Here is a 16,675-nt window from a genome sequence, read left to right on the forward strand (position 1 = left end):
TACGTTGAAAACACGTTCGCATCCGCGAATCACGACGCAGTGAAGCTTCGCGAAAGGAGCAGCCGATGGCCACCAACCCGAGCATCGAAGAGCTGAGCTACGAGGGGCGGAGATTCGATCCGCCGGCCGAATTCGCAGCACAGGCGAATGTCGGAGCCGAAGAGTACGACAAGGCGGCCGCCGATCGCCTCGGCTACTGGGCCGAACAGGCGAAGCGGATCACCTGGGACACCCCCTTCGACACGGTCCTCGACTGGTCGGACAAACCCTTCGCCAAGTGGTTCGTCGGCGGCAGGCTCAATGCCGCCTACAACTGCGTGGACCGCCATGTGGAGAACGGGCTCGGCGATCGCGTCGCCTACTACTTCGAAGGCGAGTCCGGAGACACCCGCACGATCACCTACTCGGATCTGCTCCGCGAAGTCTCGAAGGCCGCCAATGCGCTGACCGAGCTCGGTGTGAAGACCGGGGACCGGGTCGCCATCTATATGCCGATGATCCCCGAAACGGTGTTCGCGATGCTCGCGTGCGCCCGCCTCGGCGCCCCGCACACCGTGATCTTCGGCGGCTTCTCCTCCTCGGCGATCGCCGACCGCGTCAAGGACTGCGGCGTCGAATTCGTCATCACCTCCGACGGCGGGTATCGCAAGGGCAAGCCCTCGGCACTCAAGTCCGTCGTCGACGAGGCGATGGAGGACTGCCCCGAAGTGCGCAACGTCCTCGTCGTCCGGCGCACCGGCCAGGACGTGGCCTGGAACGACGACCGGGATCTGTGGTGGCACGAGGTCGTCGACCGGCAGTCGGAGACCCACACGCCCGAGGCCTTCGACTCCGAGCATCCGCTCTACGTCATGTACTCCTCGGGCACGACCGGTAAGCCCAAGGGAATCCTGCACACCACGGGCGGGTACCTCGTCGGAACCTCGTTCACCCATTGGGCGGTCTTCGACATCAAACCGGAATCCGACGTCTATTGGACGGCCGCGGACATCGGCTGGGTGACCGGCCATTCGTACATCGTCTACGGACCGCTGGCGAATGGGGCCACCTCGGTGCTCTATGAAGGCACCCCGGACACGCCCCATCGCGGGCGCTGGTGGGAGATCGTCGAGAAGTACAAGGTCTCCATCCTCTACTGCGCGCCGACGGCGATCCGCTCATTCATGAAGTGGGGACGCGACATCCCCGCGAAGTTCGACCTCACCAGCCTGCGGCTGCTCGGCAGCGTCGGCGAACCGATCAACCCCGAAGCCTGGATGTGGTACCGCGAGCACATCGGCGGCGACCGATGCCCGGTCGTCGACACCTGGTGGCAGACGGAGAACGGCAGCATCCTCATCAGTCCCCTGCCGGGAGTCACCGCGACGAAGCCGGGTGCAGCCATGCGTCCGCTGCCGGGCATCGTCGCCGATGTCTTCGACGATGCGGGCAATTCGGTCGAGCCCGGAAACGGCGGCTACCTCGTCATCAAGGAGCCGTGGCCGTCGATGCTGCGCACCCTGTGGGGAGACGAGGAGCGGTTCAAGAAGACCTACTGGTCGCAGTACCCGGACGTCTATTTCGCCGGCGACGGTGCGAAGATCGACCGCGACGGCGACTACTGGGTGCTCGGCCGGGTCGACGACGTCCTCAATGTCTCCGGGCACCGGATGTCGACCGCGGAGATCGAATCCGCGCTCGTCGCCCATCCGAAGGTCGCCGAGGCGGCCGTGGTCGGGGCGAGCGACGAGATGACGGGGCAGGCGATCGAAGCGTTCGTCATCCTCCGCGAGAGCGCCTCCGACGGCGGGGACGACATCGTCGCCGAGCTGCGCGGCCACGTGCGGTCCTCGATCGGTCCGATCGCGACACCGCGGTCGATCATGCTCGTGCCCGATCTGCCGAAGACCCGTTCGGGCAAGATCATGCGCCGCCTGCTCAAGGATGTGGCCGAGAAGCGTGAGGTCGGTGATGTCACCACGCTCGCGGACTCCTCGGTCATGGATCTCATCCAGAAGGGCGTCGCGGAGAGCTGAGCGTCGCCCGGCGATCGGAGATTCGACTCCCCGGACCCTTGCGGTGACCCACGTCTCACTGATTTACTGATAAGTAATATCGGGTGGGTCACCGCGGGGTCGCGGGTCCGCACCCGGAGCCGAAGAGATCGACATCGACTGCAAGGACGCACAGACATGACGCACGGAACACAGATCGCCGGAAGCCGTATCCTCATCACCGGAGCCGGCAGCGGAATCGGCAGACTCATGGCCCTCGACGCCGCCGCCCGCGGCGCCGCCGAAGTCATCATCTGGGACCTGTCGGCCGAGCACGGCGAGACCGTCCGGCAGGAGATCGAGGCGAAGGGCACCCGGGCCCGCGCCTTCACCATCAACGTCGGCGACTCCGCGCAGGTCGCCGCCACGGCCGAAGAAGTCGGACCGATCGACATCCTCATCAACTGCGCAGGCGTCGTCACCGGCAAGAGGCTGCTCGACGCCGATGCCGAGGCGATCCGGCGCACCTTCGACGTCAACACCCTGGCACTGTACTGGACGACGAAGGCATTCCTCCCCGGAATCCAGGAGCGCGACCACGGTTCCATCGTCAACATCGCCAGCGCCGCCGGCTGGACCGGCGTGGCCAAACAGACCGACTACTCGGCAAGCAAATGGGCCGCGGTCGGCTTCACCGAATCGCTGCGCGGCGAGCTGCGCGCCGAGGGCAGCCGGGTCAACACCCTCGTCGTCTGCCCCTTCTACATCAACACCGGCATGTTCGCCGGAGTCCAGACGAAGTTCCCCCGTCTGCTGCCGATCCTCGAAGAGAACACCGTCTCCACACAGGTCATCGACGCGATCGAATCCGGTCGCGAACAGCTGGTCATGCCGTCGCTCGTGCGCCTCGTCCCCGGTGTGCGACTGCTGCCGACCCGGGCCTTCGACAAGGTCATGGACTTCCTCGGCGTGAACCAGACCATGGACCACTTCACCGGCAGGAACGGTGTGAACGGACGCGACCGGCAGCGTCGATCGGCCCGGAAGCGCCAGACTGCCGGAGCCCGCTGAATCCACCGCAGATCCCCTGGCAGTTCCCGCCGCCGCGTCGCGTCCGGTCCACAATAGAGACAGTGAGGCGCGGAGAGGAGCAGCCATGGCCACGACCGATCTGGTCCTCGAAGGCGGAGGGGCGAAGCTGCCCGGGCTCGTCGGGGCCGTCGAATCGCTGGCAGATGCCGGCTACGGATTCCACCGCATCGCCGGCACCTCGGCCGGAGCGATCGTCGGTGCCCTGACCGCGGCAGGGCTGCCCCCTGACACTCTCAGACAGCGAGTCCTCGAGCAGGACTTCACCGCTTTCGAGGACATCTCCCCCGCTTTCCGACTGCTGCCCTGGCTCGGCAAGGTGCAGGGGCTGCTGCTGCACAAGGGCATGTATCTCGGTGATGCGCTCCATGATTTCCTCGCCGAGGCACTCGCCGCTCAGGGCGTGCGCACCTGGAGCGACCTGCGACTGGACGACCCGGACGGTGCGATCCCGCCCGAGCGGTCCTATCGCCTCGTCGTCATCGTCTCCGATGTCTCACGCGGTCGCATGCTGCGCCTGCCCTGGGACTACCGGGACGCGCTCGGCGTCGATGCGGACTCCCAATCCGTCGCCGAGGCGGTGTGCGCCTCGGCAGCCAGTCCGTTCTTCTTCCGCCCCCGGTCGCTGTGCGCACGGGAGGACGTGGCTGGCGGAACATCGGTGCTCGGCGCCGACGGCGGTCTGCTCTCGAACTTCCCCGTCGACGTCTTCGACCGCAAGGACTCACGCCCGGCGCGATGGCCGACCTTCGGCGTCATGCTCTCCGCCCGGCACACCGCCGCGACCCAATGGCAGCCGAACGCCACGACCTACCAGTACGCGAAGTCGCTGCTGACAACGATGCTCAATGCTCACGACCGCAGACACATCGATGACCCGTCGGTGACCGAGCGGACGGTGTTCGTCGACACCTCCGGCCACAGCACCACGGACTTCGCCCTGTCTGAGGCCGCCAAGATCGATCTCATCTCCTCGGGACGCCAGGCCGGGGAGAAGTTTCTGGCCCGGTGGGACTGGAAACGGTGGAAAGAACGTTTCGACAGGGTTTAGTGTGGAAGACCCGCATCCGGCGAAGGAGACATCATGACGGAGAACCCCGACGACGATTACATCGAGCCCGGCGCCGAAGGCCCCGTGGGTTCCGGGATCGAAGGTGCCGACGACGCCCTCATCGACGAAGCCGGCTGGGACGATGAGGCCGATGCACCAGGGCTCGACCGAGAATTCGATACGGATCCGGTCACGGCCGCCGAACAGGGCAACCGGACAGGCGATGAGATGGTCTCCGACGGCGATGACGATTTCGAGGTCGACGAACTCACCGGTGACCGGCTCGATGTCGACGCACTGGCCGATGACGGCGTCGACTCCGTCGAGGTCATCGACGATGACTTCGACGAGGACTGACCTCTCCTCTCCCCAGACCCCTGTGCGCACGAGGCATCGGGATCCGGTCAGGCACTGAGTCAGCCCAGTTCGGTGAACGCCCTGTAGGGCAGGACGGTTTCCGTGTCGGCCTGGAGGTCGTCGTTGAGGCCATCGAGCGAGCGCAGGGCCGCCGAAATCGCCGCCCGGTAGAGCAGCGATCCGGTGCTGATCCGGCTCACTCCCGCCTCGGCGAGGGCCGTGCGTGAGTGCCGCGCACTGGCGAGCACGTTGACCGGAAGCCGGCTGTAGCCGGTGATCGTCTCGATCGTGGGCAGATCGAGGTCCCCCGGAACGAAGATCCCGTCCGCTCCGGCGTCGGTGTAGGCATCGATGCGGTCGAGGACCTCGCCGAGGCGGTCCTGCCCGATCCAGAATGTGTCGATCCGTGCGTTGACGAACAGGTCCGGGAACGCGTCCCTGACGGCGCTGACCTTGGCCGCCAGGATCGCGGGTTCGCTCATGAGCCCGTGCCGCGAGTCCTGGATGTTGATGCCATCGACGATGAGCCCGGCCCCGGTCGTGCCGGCGACGGCGAAGCTGTCGCCCAGCACATCGACGACGCGTTCGGGACTGTCCCCGTAGCCGTCTTCGAAATCGCAGGTCACGAACTGATCGGGCAATGCCCGTCGGATGGCGGCGATGAGTTTCACGGTCGCATCCAGGGTCGCACGGTCCTCATCGGCGGCGCCGATTCCGGCGGCGACGCCGAGACTCGTGGTGCCGATGGCTCGGTGGCCCGCCTCGGCGAAGAGCTGCGCGCTGGCCACGTCCCAAGCGCACGGCAGGATGAACGGATCCCCGGGCCGGTGCAGGTGCTGGAAAGCCGTCGTGGCATCGTCGTGGTCAGTCATTGCTGTGCTCCGTTCTTCGACACGTCGTCACGCGCATGTCGTCGGCGTTCGCCGCTGAGATTGCGGCGATGCCGGGCGCGGTGGCCGGTGATCTCCGGGTGAGGTCTTCATCGTAGGACCGCGGCACTTCGGCATGGTCCGAAGAGTCCCGACGGCGAAGTCGAACGCAGGCTCCCTCATCCTCTGCCCATGCCCTAGGGTGGACTGCGGAGAAGTCCATACGAGACAAGGGGGAATTCGTGGCGGATATGAGAGCGAGCACCGAGGCAGCCGACCGACTCGAATCCGCGCTCACGGGCCGGATCGATCCCCGAAGTCTCGATGAGATCGCCGCTCTCGCCCGGCAGGTGCCGCGTGCCGAGATCGGACGTCTCGTCCACACGTCCACGCCGCTGCAGTCGGCGATGCTCTTCCGGGTGCTGACGAAGGAGGAGGCGCTCGACGTCTTCGAGGACCTGCCTCCTGCCTACCAGGCCGAACTCATCGGCAATCTCCGTGAACCCGAGGTCGCCGACATCGTCGACGGCCTCGACCCCGATGACCGTGCCGAACTCTTCGGCGAACTGCCTGCGGGGGTCGCCAGCCGCCTGATGAAGGGGCTGACGGCGACGGAACGGGCGATGACCTCGGCGGTCCTCGGCTACCCGAAATCCGCGATCGGTCGGTACATGTCCCCCGAGGTGCTCGGCATCCACGAGGACTGGACCGCCGCCGAGGCGATGGAGGTCGTGCGCGCTCGCATCGACGGTCCCGAAACCGTCTACCTGCTGCCCGTCGTCGGCCCCGGTCGGGTGCTGCGCGGAGTGGTGTCGCTGCGCAACCTCATCGCCGCCGACGAGGATACCGTCATCGAGGACATCGTCCGCGATTCGCTGAGCACTCATGCGCTGACCGACCGTGAGGAAGCCGCTCGTGAGTTCCTCTCCCACCGGCTCATCGCGATGCCGGTGACCGACCAGGAGGACCGCCTCGTCGGCATCCTCACCATGGATGACGTCCTTGACATCATCGACGAGGAAGACGCTGAGGACTTCGCCCGCGGGTCCGGTACCGAACCGCTCGACCGCTCCTACCTGTCTTCGACGATCATGCGCCTGGTGCGCAGCCGCATCGTGTGGCTGCTCGTCCTCGCCGTGTCTGCGATCCTCACCGTCCAGGTCCTCGAGGTCTATGAGGACCGCCTCGATCAGGTCGTCGTCCTCGCCCTCTTCATCCCGCTGCTGACCGGAACCGGCGGCAACACCGGCAACCAGGCCGCGACCACGGTCACCCGCGCTTTGGCCGTCGGCGAGGTGCGCATCCGCGATCTCGGCAGGGTCATCTGGAGGGAGCTGCGGGTCGGTGCGCTGCTGGGATCGGTGCTCGGTGCACTGGGCTTCATCATCGCCGGGCTCGTCTACGAGTGGGCGATCGGTCTGGTCATCGGGCTGACGCTGCTGTCGGTGTGCATGATGGCCGCGACCGTGGGAGGTCTCATGCCGATCATCGCGAAGAAGGTCGGGGCCGACCCTGCGGTCTTCTCCAATCCCTTCATCTCCACGTTCTGCGACGCCACCGGCCTCATCATCTACTTCACGATCGCCACGACGGTCCTCGGGCTGCGCTGAGGCCCGGCGGTCCGCGCGCTCAGGCCGACCAGGCTGCCCACAGCTCGGCGTAGCGACCGCCGGCGGCGACGAGTTCGTCGTGGGTGCCCTCTTCGATGACCCGTCCGTGCTCCATGACGAGCACGCGGTCCGCGGTCTCTGCCTGGCTGAGGCGGTGAGCCACGACGAGTGCCCCGCGTGAGCCCAGCGCCGCCCGCGCCGACTGCTCGAGAACATGGGCACCGGCGGATCCGGCCTCGGCTGTCGCCTCGTCGAGGATGGCGAAATCGGGGTCCGCGAGCGCGAGTCGCGCCAACGCGATCGTCTGCTCCTGCACCGCCGTCAGCCGGGTTCCGCCGTCCCCGATCTCGGTGTCGAGGCCCGCGGGCAGTGTGCTCACCCAGCCGGCACCGACCTCCTCGAGTGCCGAGCGCACCTGGTCATCACCGGCCTCGGGCACGGGCAGAGCCACATTGTCGCGCAGGGTTCCGCTGAACGTGTGCACCTCTTGAGCGACCATTGCGATGTGCTCGCGCAGCACCGTCTCCGGCAGTGCGGTCAGGTCCTGCGAAGGCTTCCCCGCCGAGGCGGCTCCGCCGAAGACGAGTGCGGCCCGTCCGCGGGTGGGAGCGGACAGTCCCGCCGCGATCCGCGCCAAGGTCGACTTCCCGGCGCCCGTCGTGCCGACCACGGCGACGACCTCTCCGGGGTCGATGCGCAAGCTCACGCCCGTAAGCACGTGGTTGCTCGAGTTCGGGTCCTCGTCGTAGGTGAACCACAGATCCTCGAGCACGAGCGCCGGGTCAGCGGTTCCGGGGTCGATGGGCCGCCTCGGCGAGGTCGTGGCTTCGTCGATGACGCCGACCATGCGGGTCAGCGAGGCACCGGCGGATTGGATCTGGTCGAAGAGTCCGACGAGAGCTCCGATGGGGTTGAACAGGCGGTGGAAGACCAGGGCCGCGGTCGTCACGGCGCCGGCGGTGGACTCGCCGAACCAGACGAGGACGAATCCGGTGATGAGGAGCAGCGAGAGCACGACGGCCTCGGCGCGGTTGTTGCGGCCGAAGGCACGTGTGAGGAAGCGGAAGACATCGATCGACAGGTCGCGGGCCTCCCCGGAGGCGGAGTCGATGCGGCGCAGCTCCCCGGCCTCGGCACGGTAGGCACGCAGGGTCTTCGCCCCGGTGAGTCCGCCGAGGAGGCGGCCGGCACGTCGGCCGAATGCGGCACGTTCCTGCTTGTAGATGGGTTCCGATCGGGGCAGGTACCAGCGCAGGGTGAGCCAATACATGGGCAGAGCTGCGAGGCCGACGATGCCCAGGCGCCAGTCGATGGCGGCCAGGCCGGCGGCGGAGACGATGACGACGAGGAGGGACTCGACGACCAGCGGCAGCACCTGGGCAGCGGCCTCGCTGATCTTGCGGGAGTCGTCGGCGACGCGGGAGACGAGGTCGCCGGTGCCGGTCTTCTCGACCCGCTGGGATTCGAGGCTCAGAGCGGATTCGACGACCTGGGTGCGCAGTTCGGCGACGACCGGCATGGCGACGTGGGCCAGAGCCCAGGCGCCGATCCAGGTGCCCACGGCCATGACGATGCCGGCGATTGCGACGGCGATCGCGCTGGTCCAGACCACGTCGGCCCCCGCTCCGGCGGGCAATTCGTCGACGAGGCGGCCGATCGCCCACGGTCCGACAAGTCCGGCCCCGGCGTTGGCCACGCCCGCGACGAAGAGCAGGACGATCCAGCCGCCGCGTCGGCGCAGCAGCGGGGCGAGGTGGGCGAAGGAGCGACGACGCGTGGCGATCGACAGGGTGGTCTGCGTGGGCGCAGTCATCGGGTGACCGCCTGACGGTAGGCCTCAGCGCTGGCACCTTCGGCAGTGAGGAGGTCGGCATGGTGGCCGATGAGCACCGGTCCTGCGGCGGGTGCGAACACCACGGTGTCGGCTGCGGCGAGGAACGCCGGGGAGCTCGTGATGATGATCGTCGCTGCCGCCTCGTCCTCTCGGCGCAGCCGGGACACTCCCGCGCAGATGCGGGCCTCGGTGACGGCATCGACGGCGGTGGTCGGTTCGTGGAGGACGAGGACGCGGGGGTCGGCGTCGAGCGCCCGGGCCAGGGCCACACGCTGGCGCTGGCCGCCGGAGAGGTTTCCGCCGAGTTCCTGGATCCGGTGGTTCAGTCCCCCGTCGACGAAGCCGAGGAGCTCATCCGTCCCCGAGGCGGTGAGCACCTCCTCGGTGACCGGGTGGTCGGTCGTGCCGACGATCATCGTGATGTTCGAGCGGATCGTTCCCTCGAACAGGTCGACGGTGTGGGGCGAGACGATCATCCGATCCGGTCCGGCACCGCGGGCGTGGCCGGCCAGGGCCGCGAGGAGTTCGGACTCTGCTCGAGCATCGGGGGTGACGATGCAGGTCAGCGATCCGAACTCGGTGGTGAAGTCGATGCTGCGGCCCTCGCCGACCGCCCACCCGCTGACACTGATCGCGGTGTCGTCGACGGTGACCGACGGGGACGGTGTGGGGGCTTCGGAGGGGTGGGCCGCCTCGGCGGAGGGATCGTCTTCGGCGGAGGGGTCCGCCTCTGTGTCGATGTCATTGAGCAGCCGGGCGATGCGGTGGGCGGCGCCGTGGGATTGAGCGAAGAGGCCGACGATGTCGGCGAGCGCGCGCATCGGTTCGGTGAGGAAGGCCGTCATTCCGAGGATGCCGATGAGTGCCCCGACGCTCATCTGCCCGTCAATGAGGCGCAGCCCTGCGACGACGAGGACGATGGCGAGCACCGTCGACATCACGAGGGCCCCGAGTCCGGCCAGGCGTCCGGTCCTCTCCCCCGTGGCGATGCCGGCAGCTGCGGCGTCATCGGAGGTCTTCCGATAGCGGCGCACCGCCCAGTCCTCCCCGCCCATGGCTTTGATCACGCGCAGGCCGTGCATGAGGTCGGAGGCCGATCGGCCCGCCCGGGCGACGGCTTCGAGCTGTGCCGCGGCCTTCGAGGACACCGAACGGCCCGGGAGGGCGACGATGAGGAGGCCGATGGGCACGGCGATGAGCACGACGAGGCCGGTCACCGGGTCGGCGATGAGGAGGAAGATGCAGGCGGTGACCATGCCGAGCACGGAGGCGATGCCGCGGCCGGCCTGGGCGAAGGATTGGGCGGCGGTGTCCGCGTCGGCCGAGGCGATGGACAGGACCTCACCGGAGGCACGGTCGGCCGGCAGCGTCGCCGAGGTGAGCGCGGCGTGCGTGATCTCGACGCGCAGTGCGTGTGCTTCGTGTTCGCGGGCGGCGTTGCAGAAGCGGGATCCGAAGCGGTAGCCGAGGCTGAGGATCGTGAAGAGCAGTCCGAGGCCGATGATTGAGAGGATGAGCGCCGGAATCGACAGAGGAATGATCGCACGGTCGACGATGATTCCGATGGCGACGGGAACGAGCGCTTCGCAGACCTGCCACATGGACAGAGTGATGGCTCCTGACACAAGCAGTCTGAGGCGGCGCCGGGCGGCTCTGCGGAGGAGGATCGAACCTGTTGAGGGAGTCTTCGGCACGAAGGCAAGCCTAACATTTTCCGCCTTCACGCGGCTCGCTGAATGCGATCGGATGTTCGCGGAAGAAAGCGGACGAGAGCGGGCGGGAGCGGGCGAGCACCATCAGACGCCGTTGGGAGCATGCGGGCCCGAACGAGCACCGTCTACGATGGCGTATATGCCGACGCCTCTCGAATACACCATCCCTTCGATGGCCGGACGCACCGTCGTCATCACCGGAGCGAACAGCGGACTCGGCAATGCCGCCGCACTCGTATTGGCGGGGATGGACGCCCGAGTCGTGCTGGCCGTGCGCAGCCTCGAGAAGGGGCGAGCGGCGGCGGAAGCCTTGGAGGGCGAGGTCGAGGTCCGAGAGCTCGACCTCGCCGATCTCGGCTCCGTGCGGTCGTTCGCAGAAGCTTTCACTGATCCGATCGACATCCTCATCAACAACGCCGGGATCATGATTCCGCCGTTCAGACGCACCGCCGACGGCTTCGAATCGCAGTTGGGGACGAACCATCTCGGCCACTTCGCGCTCACGAACCTGCTGCTTCCGCAGATCCGCGATCGCGTGGTCACGCTCTCGTCCCTGGCTCATCGGTCAGGCACGATCGATTTCGATGACCTCAATTGGGAGCGCAGACGGTACCGGCCGATGCCTGCCTATGCGCAGTCCAAACTGGCGAACCTGCTCTTCACCTCCGAACTCGACAGGCGTCTGAAGGAGAGCTCCTCTCCTCTCATCGCCGTTGCCGCCCATCCGGGTCTGGCGCGGACGAATCTGTTCGCGGCCCCGGGAAATGGACTGCGCGGCGCGATCAGCAATGCGTTCATCGGGATGGTCGCGCAGAGTGGACAGTACGGTGTGCTGCCGACGCTCGCCGCGGCCGTCGCGGACGTCCCGGGCAACAGCTACGTGGGTCCGGGCGGCCTCTTCGGTGCTCGCGGTGCACCGACGCTCGTCGAACGCTCCATCCAGGCCAAGAACGCCGAGGTGGCAGAACGACTGTGGACGGTGTCCGAAGAGCTGACCGAGGTCGGGTTTCCCAAGACATCCGCCGGGGATCGATAGCCCCCACGAACCTTCACTCACGTGGATTGTGCGTGCACAGCGAGGCGACGAGCATGCCCGGCAGTGGCCAATGGGTCACGATCCGCGACGTGAAGATCACACAACAATTTTTCGATGAGATCGACAGGCAGGAAGGGCTCGGCGAAGGTCGCGCGACGGCGGCGCGAACTCTTCGAATACTGGTGGTCGCTGCTGCGAAAGCAGCCTTCGCAGACGGCCCGAGTCGAAGCCGGCGACTTCGTCGACTGGTGCCTTGACCGGAATCACCGGAAGGCCTGCTCGCCTGTGATGTGACGGCCGAGGATGAGGGTGTGGACCTCGTCGGTGCCTTCGTAGGTGCGCACGGATTCGAGGTTGTTGGCATGCCGCAGCGGTGAGTACTCGAGTGTGATGCCGTTGCCGCCGAGCATGGCGCGGGCCTCGCGGCAGATCTGAATGGCTTCACGGCAGTTGTTGAGTTTGCCGACCGAGATCTGCACCGGGTCGAGAGTCCCGGCATCTTTGAGTCGGCCCGTCTGCACGGCGATCAGGAGGCCCTTCTGGATTTCGAGGGCCATGTTCACCAGCTTCTCCTGGGTGATCTGGTAGGCCGCGAGCGGCTTGTCGAACTGCATCCTCTGTTGTGCATAGTCCAGTGCGACCTCGAAGGAGTCACGGGCGGCACCCATGGCACCCCACATGATTCCGTACCGGGCCTCGTTGAGGCAAGAGAAGGGTCCCTTGAGTCCCGAGGTCTCGGGCAGAACCGCCTCGGCGGGGAGTTCGACGTCATCGAGTTCGATGTCGCACTGGATGGAGGCGCGCATCGACAGCTTCGCCTCGATCGGGGTCGCTGTGAGTCCGGCCGTCTCGGTGGGGACGAGAAAGCCGCGGATCCCCTCATCGGTAGCTGCCCAGATGACGGCGACATCGGCGATCGAGGCCAACCCGATCCACCGCTTGGCACCGTTGAGTCTCCAGGATCCATCGTCGTTTCGTTCGGCGGTGGTGGCCATAGAGCCGGGATCGGATCCCGCGGTCGGTTCGGTCAGGCCGAAGCAGCCGATGATCTCGCCTGCGGCCATGCCCGGCAGGTAGCGATTCTTCTGCTCCTCCGAGCCGAACTTGTGGATCGCGGACATCGCCAGTGAGCCCTGCACGGAGACGAAGGTGCGCAGTCCGGAGTCCCCGGCCTCGAGCTCGAGTGCCGCCAGCCCGTACTCGACGGCAGAGCGTCCCGGGCACCCGTATCCGTCGAGGTGCATGCCGAGCAGTCCGAGTTCGCCCATCTCGGCCACGATCTCGCGCGGGAAGACCGCGTTCTCGTACCAGTCGGCGATGTTCGGTCGGATCCGCTCATCGACGAAGGCCCGCACCCGGTCACGGAGTTCGAGCTCGGTCTCGCTGAAGAGTCCTGCGAGGTCGAGGAGGTCGGAGGGGTCGGCTGCAACGGTCATGGAGGTCTCCTCGGGTGTTCGGTGGCTGAGAGGCGTGCTCTTCCAGCCTGCCAGTGGAATTACATCACGTCCAAGACCTAATATTGAGTGGATTGATTGATTTGGCCTATCAATCTACAGGAGAGAAATGGTGGAGCTCAGACATTTCAACGCCTTCATCGCGGTCGCCGAAGAACTGCACTTCGGACGCGCCGCTGAGAAGCTGCACATCGCTCAGCCGGCTCTGAGCCAGATGATCCGATCTCTGGAGAAGGAGCTCGGGGTCAAGCTCTTCGAGCGCACGACGAGACGAGTCCGACTCACCGCCTCCGGTGAGGCGATGCTCGACCCTGCACAGTCCATCCGCACGCAGGTCGACGGTGCAGCGCGCATCGCCCGCGCGGCCCAGGATGGAGCGGTCGGACGAGTACGCATCGGCTTCGGTGGGACCAGCGGCTATTCGATCCTGTCCCGGATCGCCCGTGAGGTGGCCGCCAGACAGCCGGGCATCAGCCTCGAACTCAATCCGCAGATGTACTGCGGACAGGCCGCTCAGGCACTGCGAGACGGAGACATGGACCTCGCCGTCGTCAGCCCTCCGGCCCCGACCGGCGTGGCAGTCCACGTCATCCGCCGGGAGACCGTGATGGCCGCAGTTCCGATCACCCACCCGCTGGCCGATGCGGATCAGGTCTCCATGGCCGATCTCGCTGATGAGCCCTTCATTTCCTATGCCCCGGCACACGGCTCCCAGGTCAGGGAGGTGATGATGCGGCTGGCCGACGAGGCCGGTTTCCTCCCGCACGTCGTGCAGGAGGCACCGGACCCCTACAGCCTGCTGGCCTTGGTCGGAGCACAGGTGGGTGTGGCTATCGTCGTCGCCTCATCGGACCACATCCGCATCGACGGCGTCCGCTATGTCGAACTCGCCGAGGGCGGAGATGCCTTCACCCTCGCCCTCGGCTGGCGCTGCAATAACCCGTCGATGGCGTTGGCCAGGACACTGGAGATCGTCCGTGAGGTCGTGCCCGCGGCAGCCGCCGCAAAGCAGTCGGTCCTCACCAGCTGATGACGTGCGGGACGCTGACCTGCTTGAGTCCTTCGAGTCCGAATTCGAGCCCGAACCCGGACTTCTTCACTCCACCGAAGGGGATCCGCGGGTCGACGGCGCCGTGCTTGTTGATCCACGTCGATCCCGCCTCAAGACGAGCCGCGACGTTCCGGCAGGCATCGAGGTCGGTGCCCCACACCGAGGAACCGAGTCCGACGTCGAGCCCGTTGGCCCATTCGATGGCCTGCTCCAGATCGGTGTATTTGATGATCGGCAGCACCGGCCCGAACTGCTCCTCGGCAACCAGCGGATTGTCGTTGTCGATGTCAGCGACCAGCGTCGTGGGGTAGAAGTAGCCGGGCTGATCGTCCACGGGGTCGCCTCCCATGAGCACCCGCGCTCCCCCGTCCTTCGCCGCCTGCACGAGCCTGGCGACGATATCGTACTGCTGCTTGTTCTGCAGGGGGCCGAGGACGTTCTCCTCTTCCAGGCCCACACCCATCGGCGACTGTCCGGCCACCTCGACGAGGGCCTCGCAGACCTGGTCGTAGAGGGATTCGGGCACATAGAGACGCTTCATCGCCGCACAGGTCTGACCGGTGTTGATGAAAGCGCCCCAGAACAGGTCTCCGGCGATCGCCGCCGGATCGGCATCGGCGAGCACGATGCCCGCGTCGTTGCCGCCGAGTTCCAAAGTGATGCGGGCCAGGCTGTCTGCCGCTGAGCGCATGATCGCCTGACCGGTCTTCGTCGAGCCGGTGAACATGATCTTGTCGACATCGGCGTGATCGGTCAGCGCCGCTCCGACCTTCCCGTCGCCGGGGACGATGGAGAGTACATCGGCCGGCAGCACCTGATTGACCACAGCCACGAGCGCCTGCACGGACAGCGGAGTGTATTCCGAGGGTTTGAGCACGACGGTGTTGCCCATCTTCAGAGAGGGGGCGAACTGCCACACGGAGATCATCATCGGCCAGTTCCAGGGGCCGACGGCACCGACGACGCCGACCGGATCGTAGTGGAGCTCCGCATGGGTCTCCTCATCGTCGACGAGGACCTCGGGCTCGAGTTCGAAGGCGGCATTGGCTCGCAGCCAGGCGGCACAGGCGCCGACCTCGAAGCGGGCGTTGGGACCGTTGAGCGGTTTGCCCTGTTCGCGGGAGAGCAGTTCGGCCAGCGCCTCGGCGGAGGATTCGATGGCATCGGCGGCCCGGTTGAGCAGGTCGCTGCGCTCCTGCGAGGATTTCGCGGCCCAGCCGGGCTGGGCGCGGCGGGCGGATGCGACCGCGGCATCGATGTCGGCGGGGCTGCCTTCACGGGTGCGGCCGACGACCTCACCGGTGGCGGGGTCGTGGATCTCGCGTCCGCTGGGGTCGTCGATCGCGGCCAGCAGGGCGTCGGTGGTCGTGAGCTCGGTGGTCATGTTTCTCCTTGTGTCAGTTGCTCGGACAGGGGGCCGAGGTGAGCAGGTCACGTCGTGAATGCTCATGTGATCCGCCTAACAGGAATGGATGTACTGCCAGCATGACTCGCGAGACCGATGTGCGTCTTGGCTTTGGGGGCACCGTTGTTGACGATCGGTGCACCGGCCCATTCACCGTTTTCGCTCAGCTTGCAGAAGAGCCCAGGGTGCTTCGTCGATATCCCGCTGGAGGCTGGCCCACGGCACCGCGGAAGAGCCTGGAGAAGTGGGCGGGATCGCCAAGCCCCCAACGAGCGCCGATCGCCGCAACCGGGACCTGACGCTGAAGCGGATCGGCAAGATCTTGGCGGCACCGCTCGATTCGGCGCCGACGGATGTCGCCGGCGACCGTCTCCCCGCTGCCTTCGAAGATCTGATGCAGGGTCCGCACTGAGATGAAGTGCGCGGCGGCTATGGTCGAGGGCGAGAGTTGCGGGTCGGCAAGATTCGCTTCGATGTAGGCAGTGATATCGGACCAGAGCCGCTGTCGTTCATCGGGTCCGTCCCCTGCCTCTGAGAGCTCATCGGCCATCACGGTCGTGAGCAGGTCGACGACATTTCCGGCCAATCGCACGCTGACCGACCGGCTCAGGGTCGGCAGCATTGCGCCGGCCTGGGTGATGAGCTGTGCGGCGAGCCCGCCGAGCTGGTGATCCGCGCCGATCGGAGTGGCGGTGAGCTGCTCGACGGTGCCTCGGGGCAGGTTGACCCGCGCTTGCGGGAACATCATCACATAGGAAGAGAAGTCGCTGTCGAAGCTGAGCGTGTAGGGGCGGGAGGTGTCGTAGATCGCCAGCGATCCCGGCGACAGCGCCATTTCTCGGCCGTCCTGAATCAGCAGTCCGTAACCTTGGAGCTGGAGTGAGACCTTATAGTAGCTCGAGGTCGGCCCAGCTGTGTCCTGCGCGGAAGCCCCCTGCGAGATCAGCCCAGGCGTGCGCAGCACTGCATGAGGATTGGCATTGATATAGGACATGACGACGGAATCGTAGTCCCGCGCGCTGATGCGCCCATTGAAACCGCCTCGACGCTGGGGCTCGGTGTCCAGCGGAACGAACGAGCCCGAAACCAGGCTCTGCCAACTGTCGAAGTCAGACGCTGTGCCCTCAAGTAACATCTTCGTCCTTCACGAAAGCGAACGTTCGCCGACCTCAGCGGCGGCGACCTCTGTGCGGCCACTCTATCCCCACCGAAACGGAGAGTCACCACCATCCCG

Annotated in this window: 14 protein-coding genes; 8 read left to right on the top strand and 6 right to left on the bottom strand. The window is 66.6% G+C overall.

Going from position 1 to position 16,675, the window contains the following annotated elements:
• Nucleotides 1-65 precede the first annotated feature (65 nt).
• From acs to EB836_RS02025, 4 genes are all read left to right on the top strand, one after another.
• Nucleotides 66-2,015 carry an acetate--CoA ligase gene (gene acs / locus EB836_RS02010; protein ID WP_135537420.1) on the top strand — a complete coding sequence of 650 codons (1,950 nt, stop codon included), beginning with the start codon at nucleotides 66-68 and terminating at the stop codon, nucleotides 2,013-2,015.
• Nucleotides 2,016-2,171: 156 nt separating this feature from the next.
• The gene (locus EB836_RS02015) at nucleotides 2,172-3,044 is read left to right on the top strand and encodes an SDR family oxidoreductase (protein ID WP_135537421.1); all 873 of its coding nucleotides are present in this window, start codon (nucleotides 2,172-2,174) and stop codon (nucleotides 3,042-3,044) included.
• Nucleotides 3,045-3,129: 85 nt separating this feature from the next.
• Nucleotides 3,130-4,113, top strand: a complete 984-nt coding sequence (locus EB836_RS02020; RefSeq protein WP_135537422.1) for a patatin-like phospholipase family protein — start codon at nucleotides 3,130-3,132, stop codon at nucleotides 4,111-4,113.
• A 33-nt stretch (nucleotides 4,114-4,146) separates the two neighbouring features.
• Nucleotides 4,147-4,470, top strand: coding sequence for a hypothetical protein (locus tag EB836_RS02025; protein ID WP_135537423.1), 324 nt, complete (start codon nucleotides 4,147-4,149; stop codon nucleotides 4,468-4,470).
• A gap of 59 nt (nucleotides 4,471-4,529) precedes the next feature.
• On the opposite strand, the gene EB836_RS02030 is transcribed toward EB836_RS02025, so the two are convergent.
• Entirely contained in the window at nucleotides 4,530-5,342 is an 813-nt protein-coding gene (locus tag EB836_RS02030) for an isocitrate lyase/phosphoenolpyruvate mutase family protein (RefSeq protein ID WP_135537424.1), read from the bottom strand.
• A 248-nt stretch (nucleotides 5,343-5,590) separates the two neighbouring features.
• On the opposite strand from EB836_RS02030, the gene mgtE reads away from it, so the two are divergent.
• On the top strand, nucleotides 5,591-6,949 hold the full coding sequence (gene mgtE, locus EB836_RS02035; RefSeq protein ID WP_135537518.1) for a magnesium transporter: 1,359 nt from the start codon (nucleotides 5,591-5,593) through the stop codon (nucleotides 6,947-6,949).
• A gap of 19 nt (nucleotides 6,950-6,968) precedes the next feature.
• On the opposite strand, the gene EB836_RS02040 is transcribed toward mgtE, so the two are convergent.
• Together EB836_RS02040 and EB836_RS02045 are read right to left on the bottom strand one after the other, a co-directional pair.
• Entirely contained in the window at nucleotides 6,969-8,762 is a 1,794-nt protein-coding gene (locus EB836_RS02040; RefSeq protein WP_135537425.1) for an ABC transporter ATP-binding protein, read from the bottom strand.
• Nucleotides 8,759-10,477 (bottom strand): ABC transporter ATP-binding protein, encoded by a 1,719-nt coding sequence (locus tag EB836_RS02045; protein WP_240689541.1) that lies wholly within the window; start codon nucleotides 10,475-10,477, stop codon nucleotides 8,759-8,761. The genes EB836_RS02040 and EB836_RS02045 overlap by 4 nt, the downstream gene beginning before the upstream one ends.
• A gap of 157 nt (nucleotides 10,478-10,634) precedes the next feature.
• On the opposite strand from EB836_RS02045, the gene EB836_RS02050 reads away from it, so the two are divergent.
• Together EB836_RS02050 and EB836_RS02055 are read left to right on the top strand one after the other, a co-directional pair.
• The gene (locus EB836_RS02050; protein WP_205683272.1) at nucleotides 10,635-11,531 is read left to right on the top strand and encodes an oxidoreductase; all 897 of its coding nucleotides are present in this window, start codon (nucleotides 10,635-10,637) and stop codon (nucleotides 11,529-11,531) included.
• Nucleotides 11,532-11,645: 114 nt separating this feature from the next.
• Complete coding sequence (locus EB836_RS02055) at nucleotides 11,646-11,825, top strand: hypothetical protein (protein ID WP_135537426.1); 180 nt, start codon at nucleotides 11,646-11,648, stop codon at nucleotides 11,823-11,825.
• Here the strand turns inward: EB836_RS02055 and EB836_RS02060 are convergent.
• On the bottom strand, nucleotides 11,795-12,967 hold the full coding sequence (locus EB836_RS02060) for an acyl-CoA dehydrogenase family protein (RefSeq protein ID WP_135537427.1): 1,173 nt from the start codon (nucleotides 12,965-12,967) through the stop codon (nucleotides 11,795-11,797). The two genes, EB836_RS02055 and EB836_RS02060, sit on opposite strands and share 31 nt — an antisense overlap.
• Before the next feature lie 127 nt (nucleotides 12,968-13,094).
• On the opposite strand from EB836_RS02060, the gene EB836_RS02065 reads away from it, so the two are divergent.
• Entirely contained in the window at nucleotides 13,095-14,015 is a 921-nt protein-coding gene (locus EB836_RS02065) for a LysR family transcriptional regulator (protein WP_240689542.1), read from the top strand.
• Here the strand turns inward: EB836_RS02065 and EB836_RS02070 are convergent.
• Together EB836_RS02070 and EB836_RS02075 are read right to left on the bottom strand one after the other, a co-directional pair.
• Nucleotides 14,005-15,420 carry an aldehyde dehydrogenase family protein gene (locus EB836_RS02070; protein WP_135537428.1) on the bottom strand — a complete coding sequence of 472 codons (1,416 nt, stop codon included), beginning with the start codon at nucleotides 15,418-15,420 and terminating at the stop codon, nucleotides 14,005-14,007. The genes EB836_RS02065 and EB836_RS02070 overlap by 11 nt on opposite strands.
• 184 nt (nucleotides 15,421-15,604) lie before the next feature.
• Entirely contained in the window at nucleotides 15,605-16,576 is a 972-nt protein-coding gene (locus EB836_RS02075) for a helix-turn-helix domain-containing protein (RefSeq protein ID WP_135537429.1), read from the bottom strand.
• Between the last annotated feature and the right edge of the window lie 99 nt (nucleotides 16,577-16,675).

The sequence above is a fragment of the Brevibacterium sp. S111 genome (genome assembly GCF_004745075.1).
GTDB lineage: Bacteria > Actinomycetota > Actinomycetes > Actinomycetales > Brevibacteriaceae > Brevibacterium.

Excerpts from the sequence above, each read along its gene's own strand:
- EB836_RS02030 (WP_135537424.1), bottom strand. The coding sequence starts at position 5,342 with ATGACTGACCACGACGATGCCACGACGGCTTTCCAGCACCTGCACCGG.
- EB836_RS02015 (WP_135537421.1), top strand. The coding sequence starts at position 2,172 with ATGACGCACGGAACACAGATCGCCGGAAGCCGTATCCTCATCACCGGA.
- EB836_RS02070 (WP_135537428.1), bottom strand. The coding sequence starts at position 15,420 with ATGACCACCGAGCTCACGACCACCGACGCCCTGCTGGCCGCGATCGAC.
- EB836_RS02040 (WP_135537425.1), bottom strand. The coding sequence starts at position 8,762 with ATGACTGCGCCCACGCAGACCACCCTGTCGATCGCCACGCGTCGTCGC.
- EB836_RS02055 (WP_135537426.1), top strand. The coding sequence starts at position 11,646 with ATGAGATCGACAGGCAGGAAGGGCTCGGCGAAGGTCGCGCGACGGCGG.
- EB836_RS02060 (WP_135537427.1), bottom strand. The coding sequence starts at position 12,967 with ATGACCGTTGCAGCCGACCCCTCCGACCTCCTCGACCTCGCAGGACTC.
- mgtE (WP_135537518.1), top strand. The coding sequence starts at position 5,591 with ATGAGAGCGAGCACCGAGGCAGCCGACCGACTCGAATCCGCGCTCACG.
- EB836_RS02065 (WP_240689542.1), top strand. The coding sequence starts at position 13,095 with ATGGTGGAGCTCAGACATTTCAACGCCTTCATCGCGGTCGCCGAAGAA.
- EB836_RS02075 (WP_135537429.1), bottom strand. The coding sequence starts at position 16,576 with ATGTTACTTGAGGGCACAGCGTCTGACTTCGACAGTTGGCAGAGCCTG.
- EB836_RS02050 (WP_205683272.1), top strand. The coding sequence starts at position 10,635 with ATGCCGACGCCTCTCGAATACACCATCCCTTCGATGGCCGGACGCACC.
- acs (WP_135537420.1), top strand. The coding sequence starts at position 66 with ATGGCCACCAACCCGAGCATCGAAGAGCTGAGCTACGAGGGGCGGAGA.
- EB836_RS02020 (WP_135537422.1), top strand. The coding sequence starts at position 3,130 with ATGGCCACGACCGATCTGGTCCTCGAAGGCGGAGGGGCGAAGCTGCCC.
- EB836_RS02025 (WP_135537423.1), top strand. The coding sequence starts at position 4,147 with ATGACGGAGAACCCCGACGACGATTACATCGAGCCCGGCGCCGAAGGC.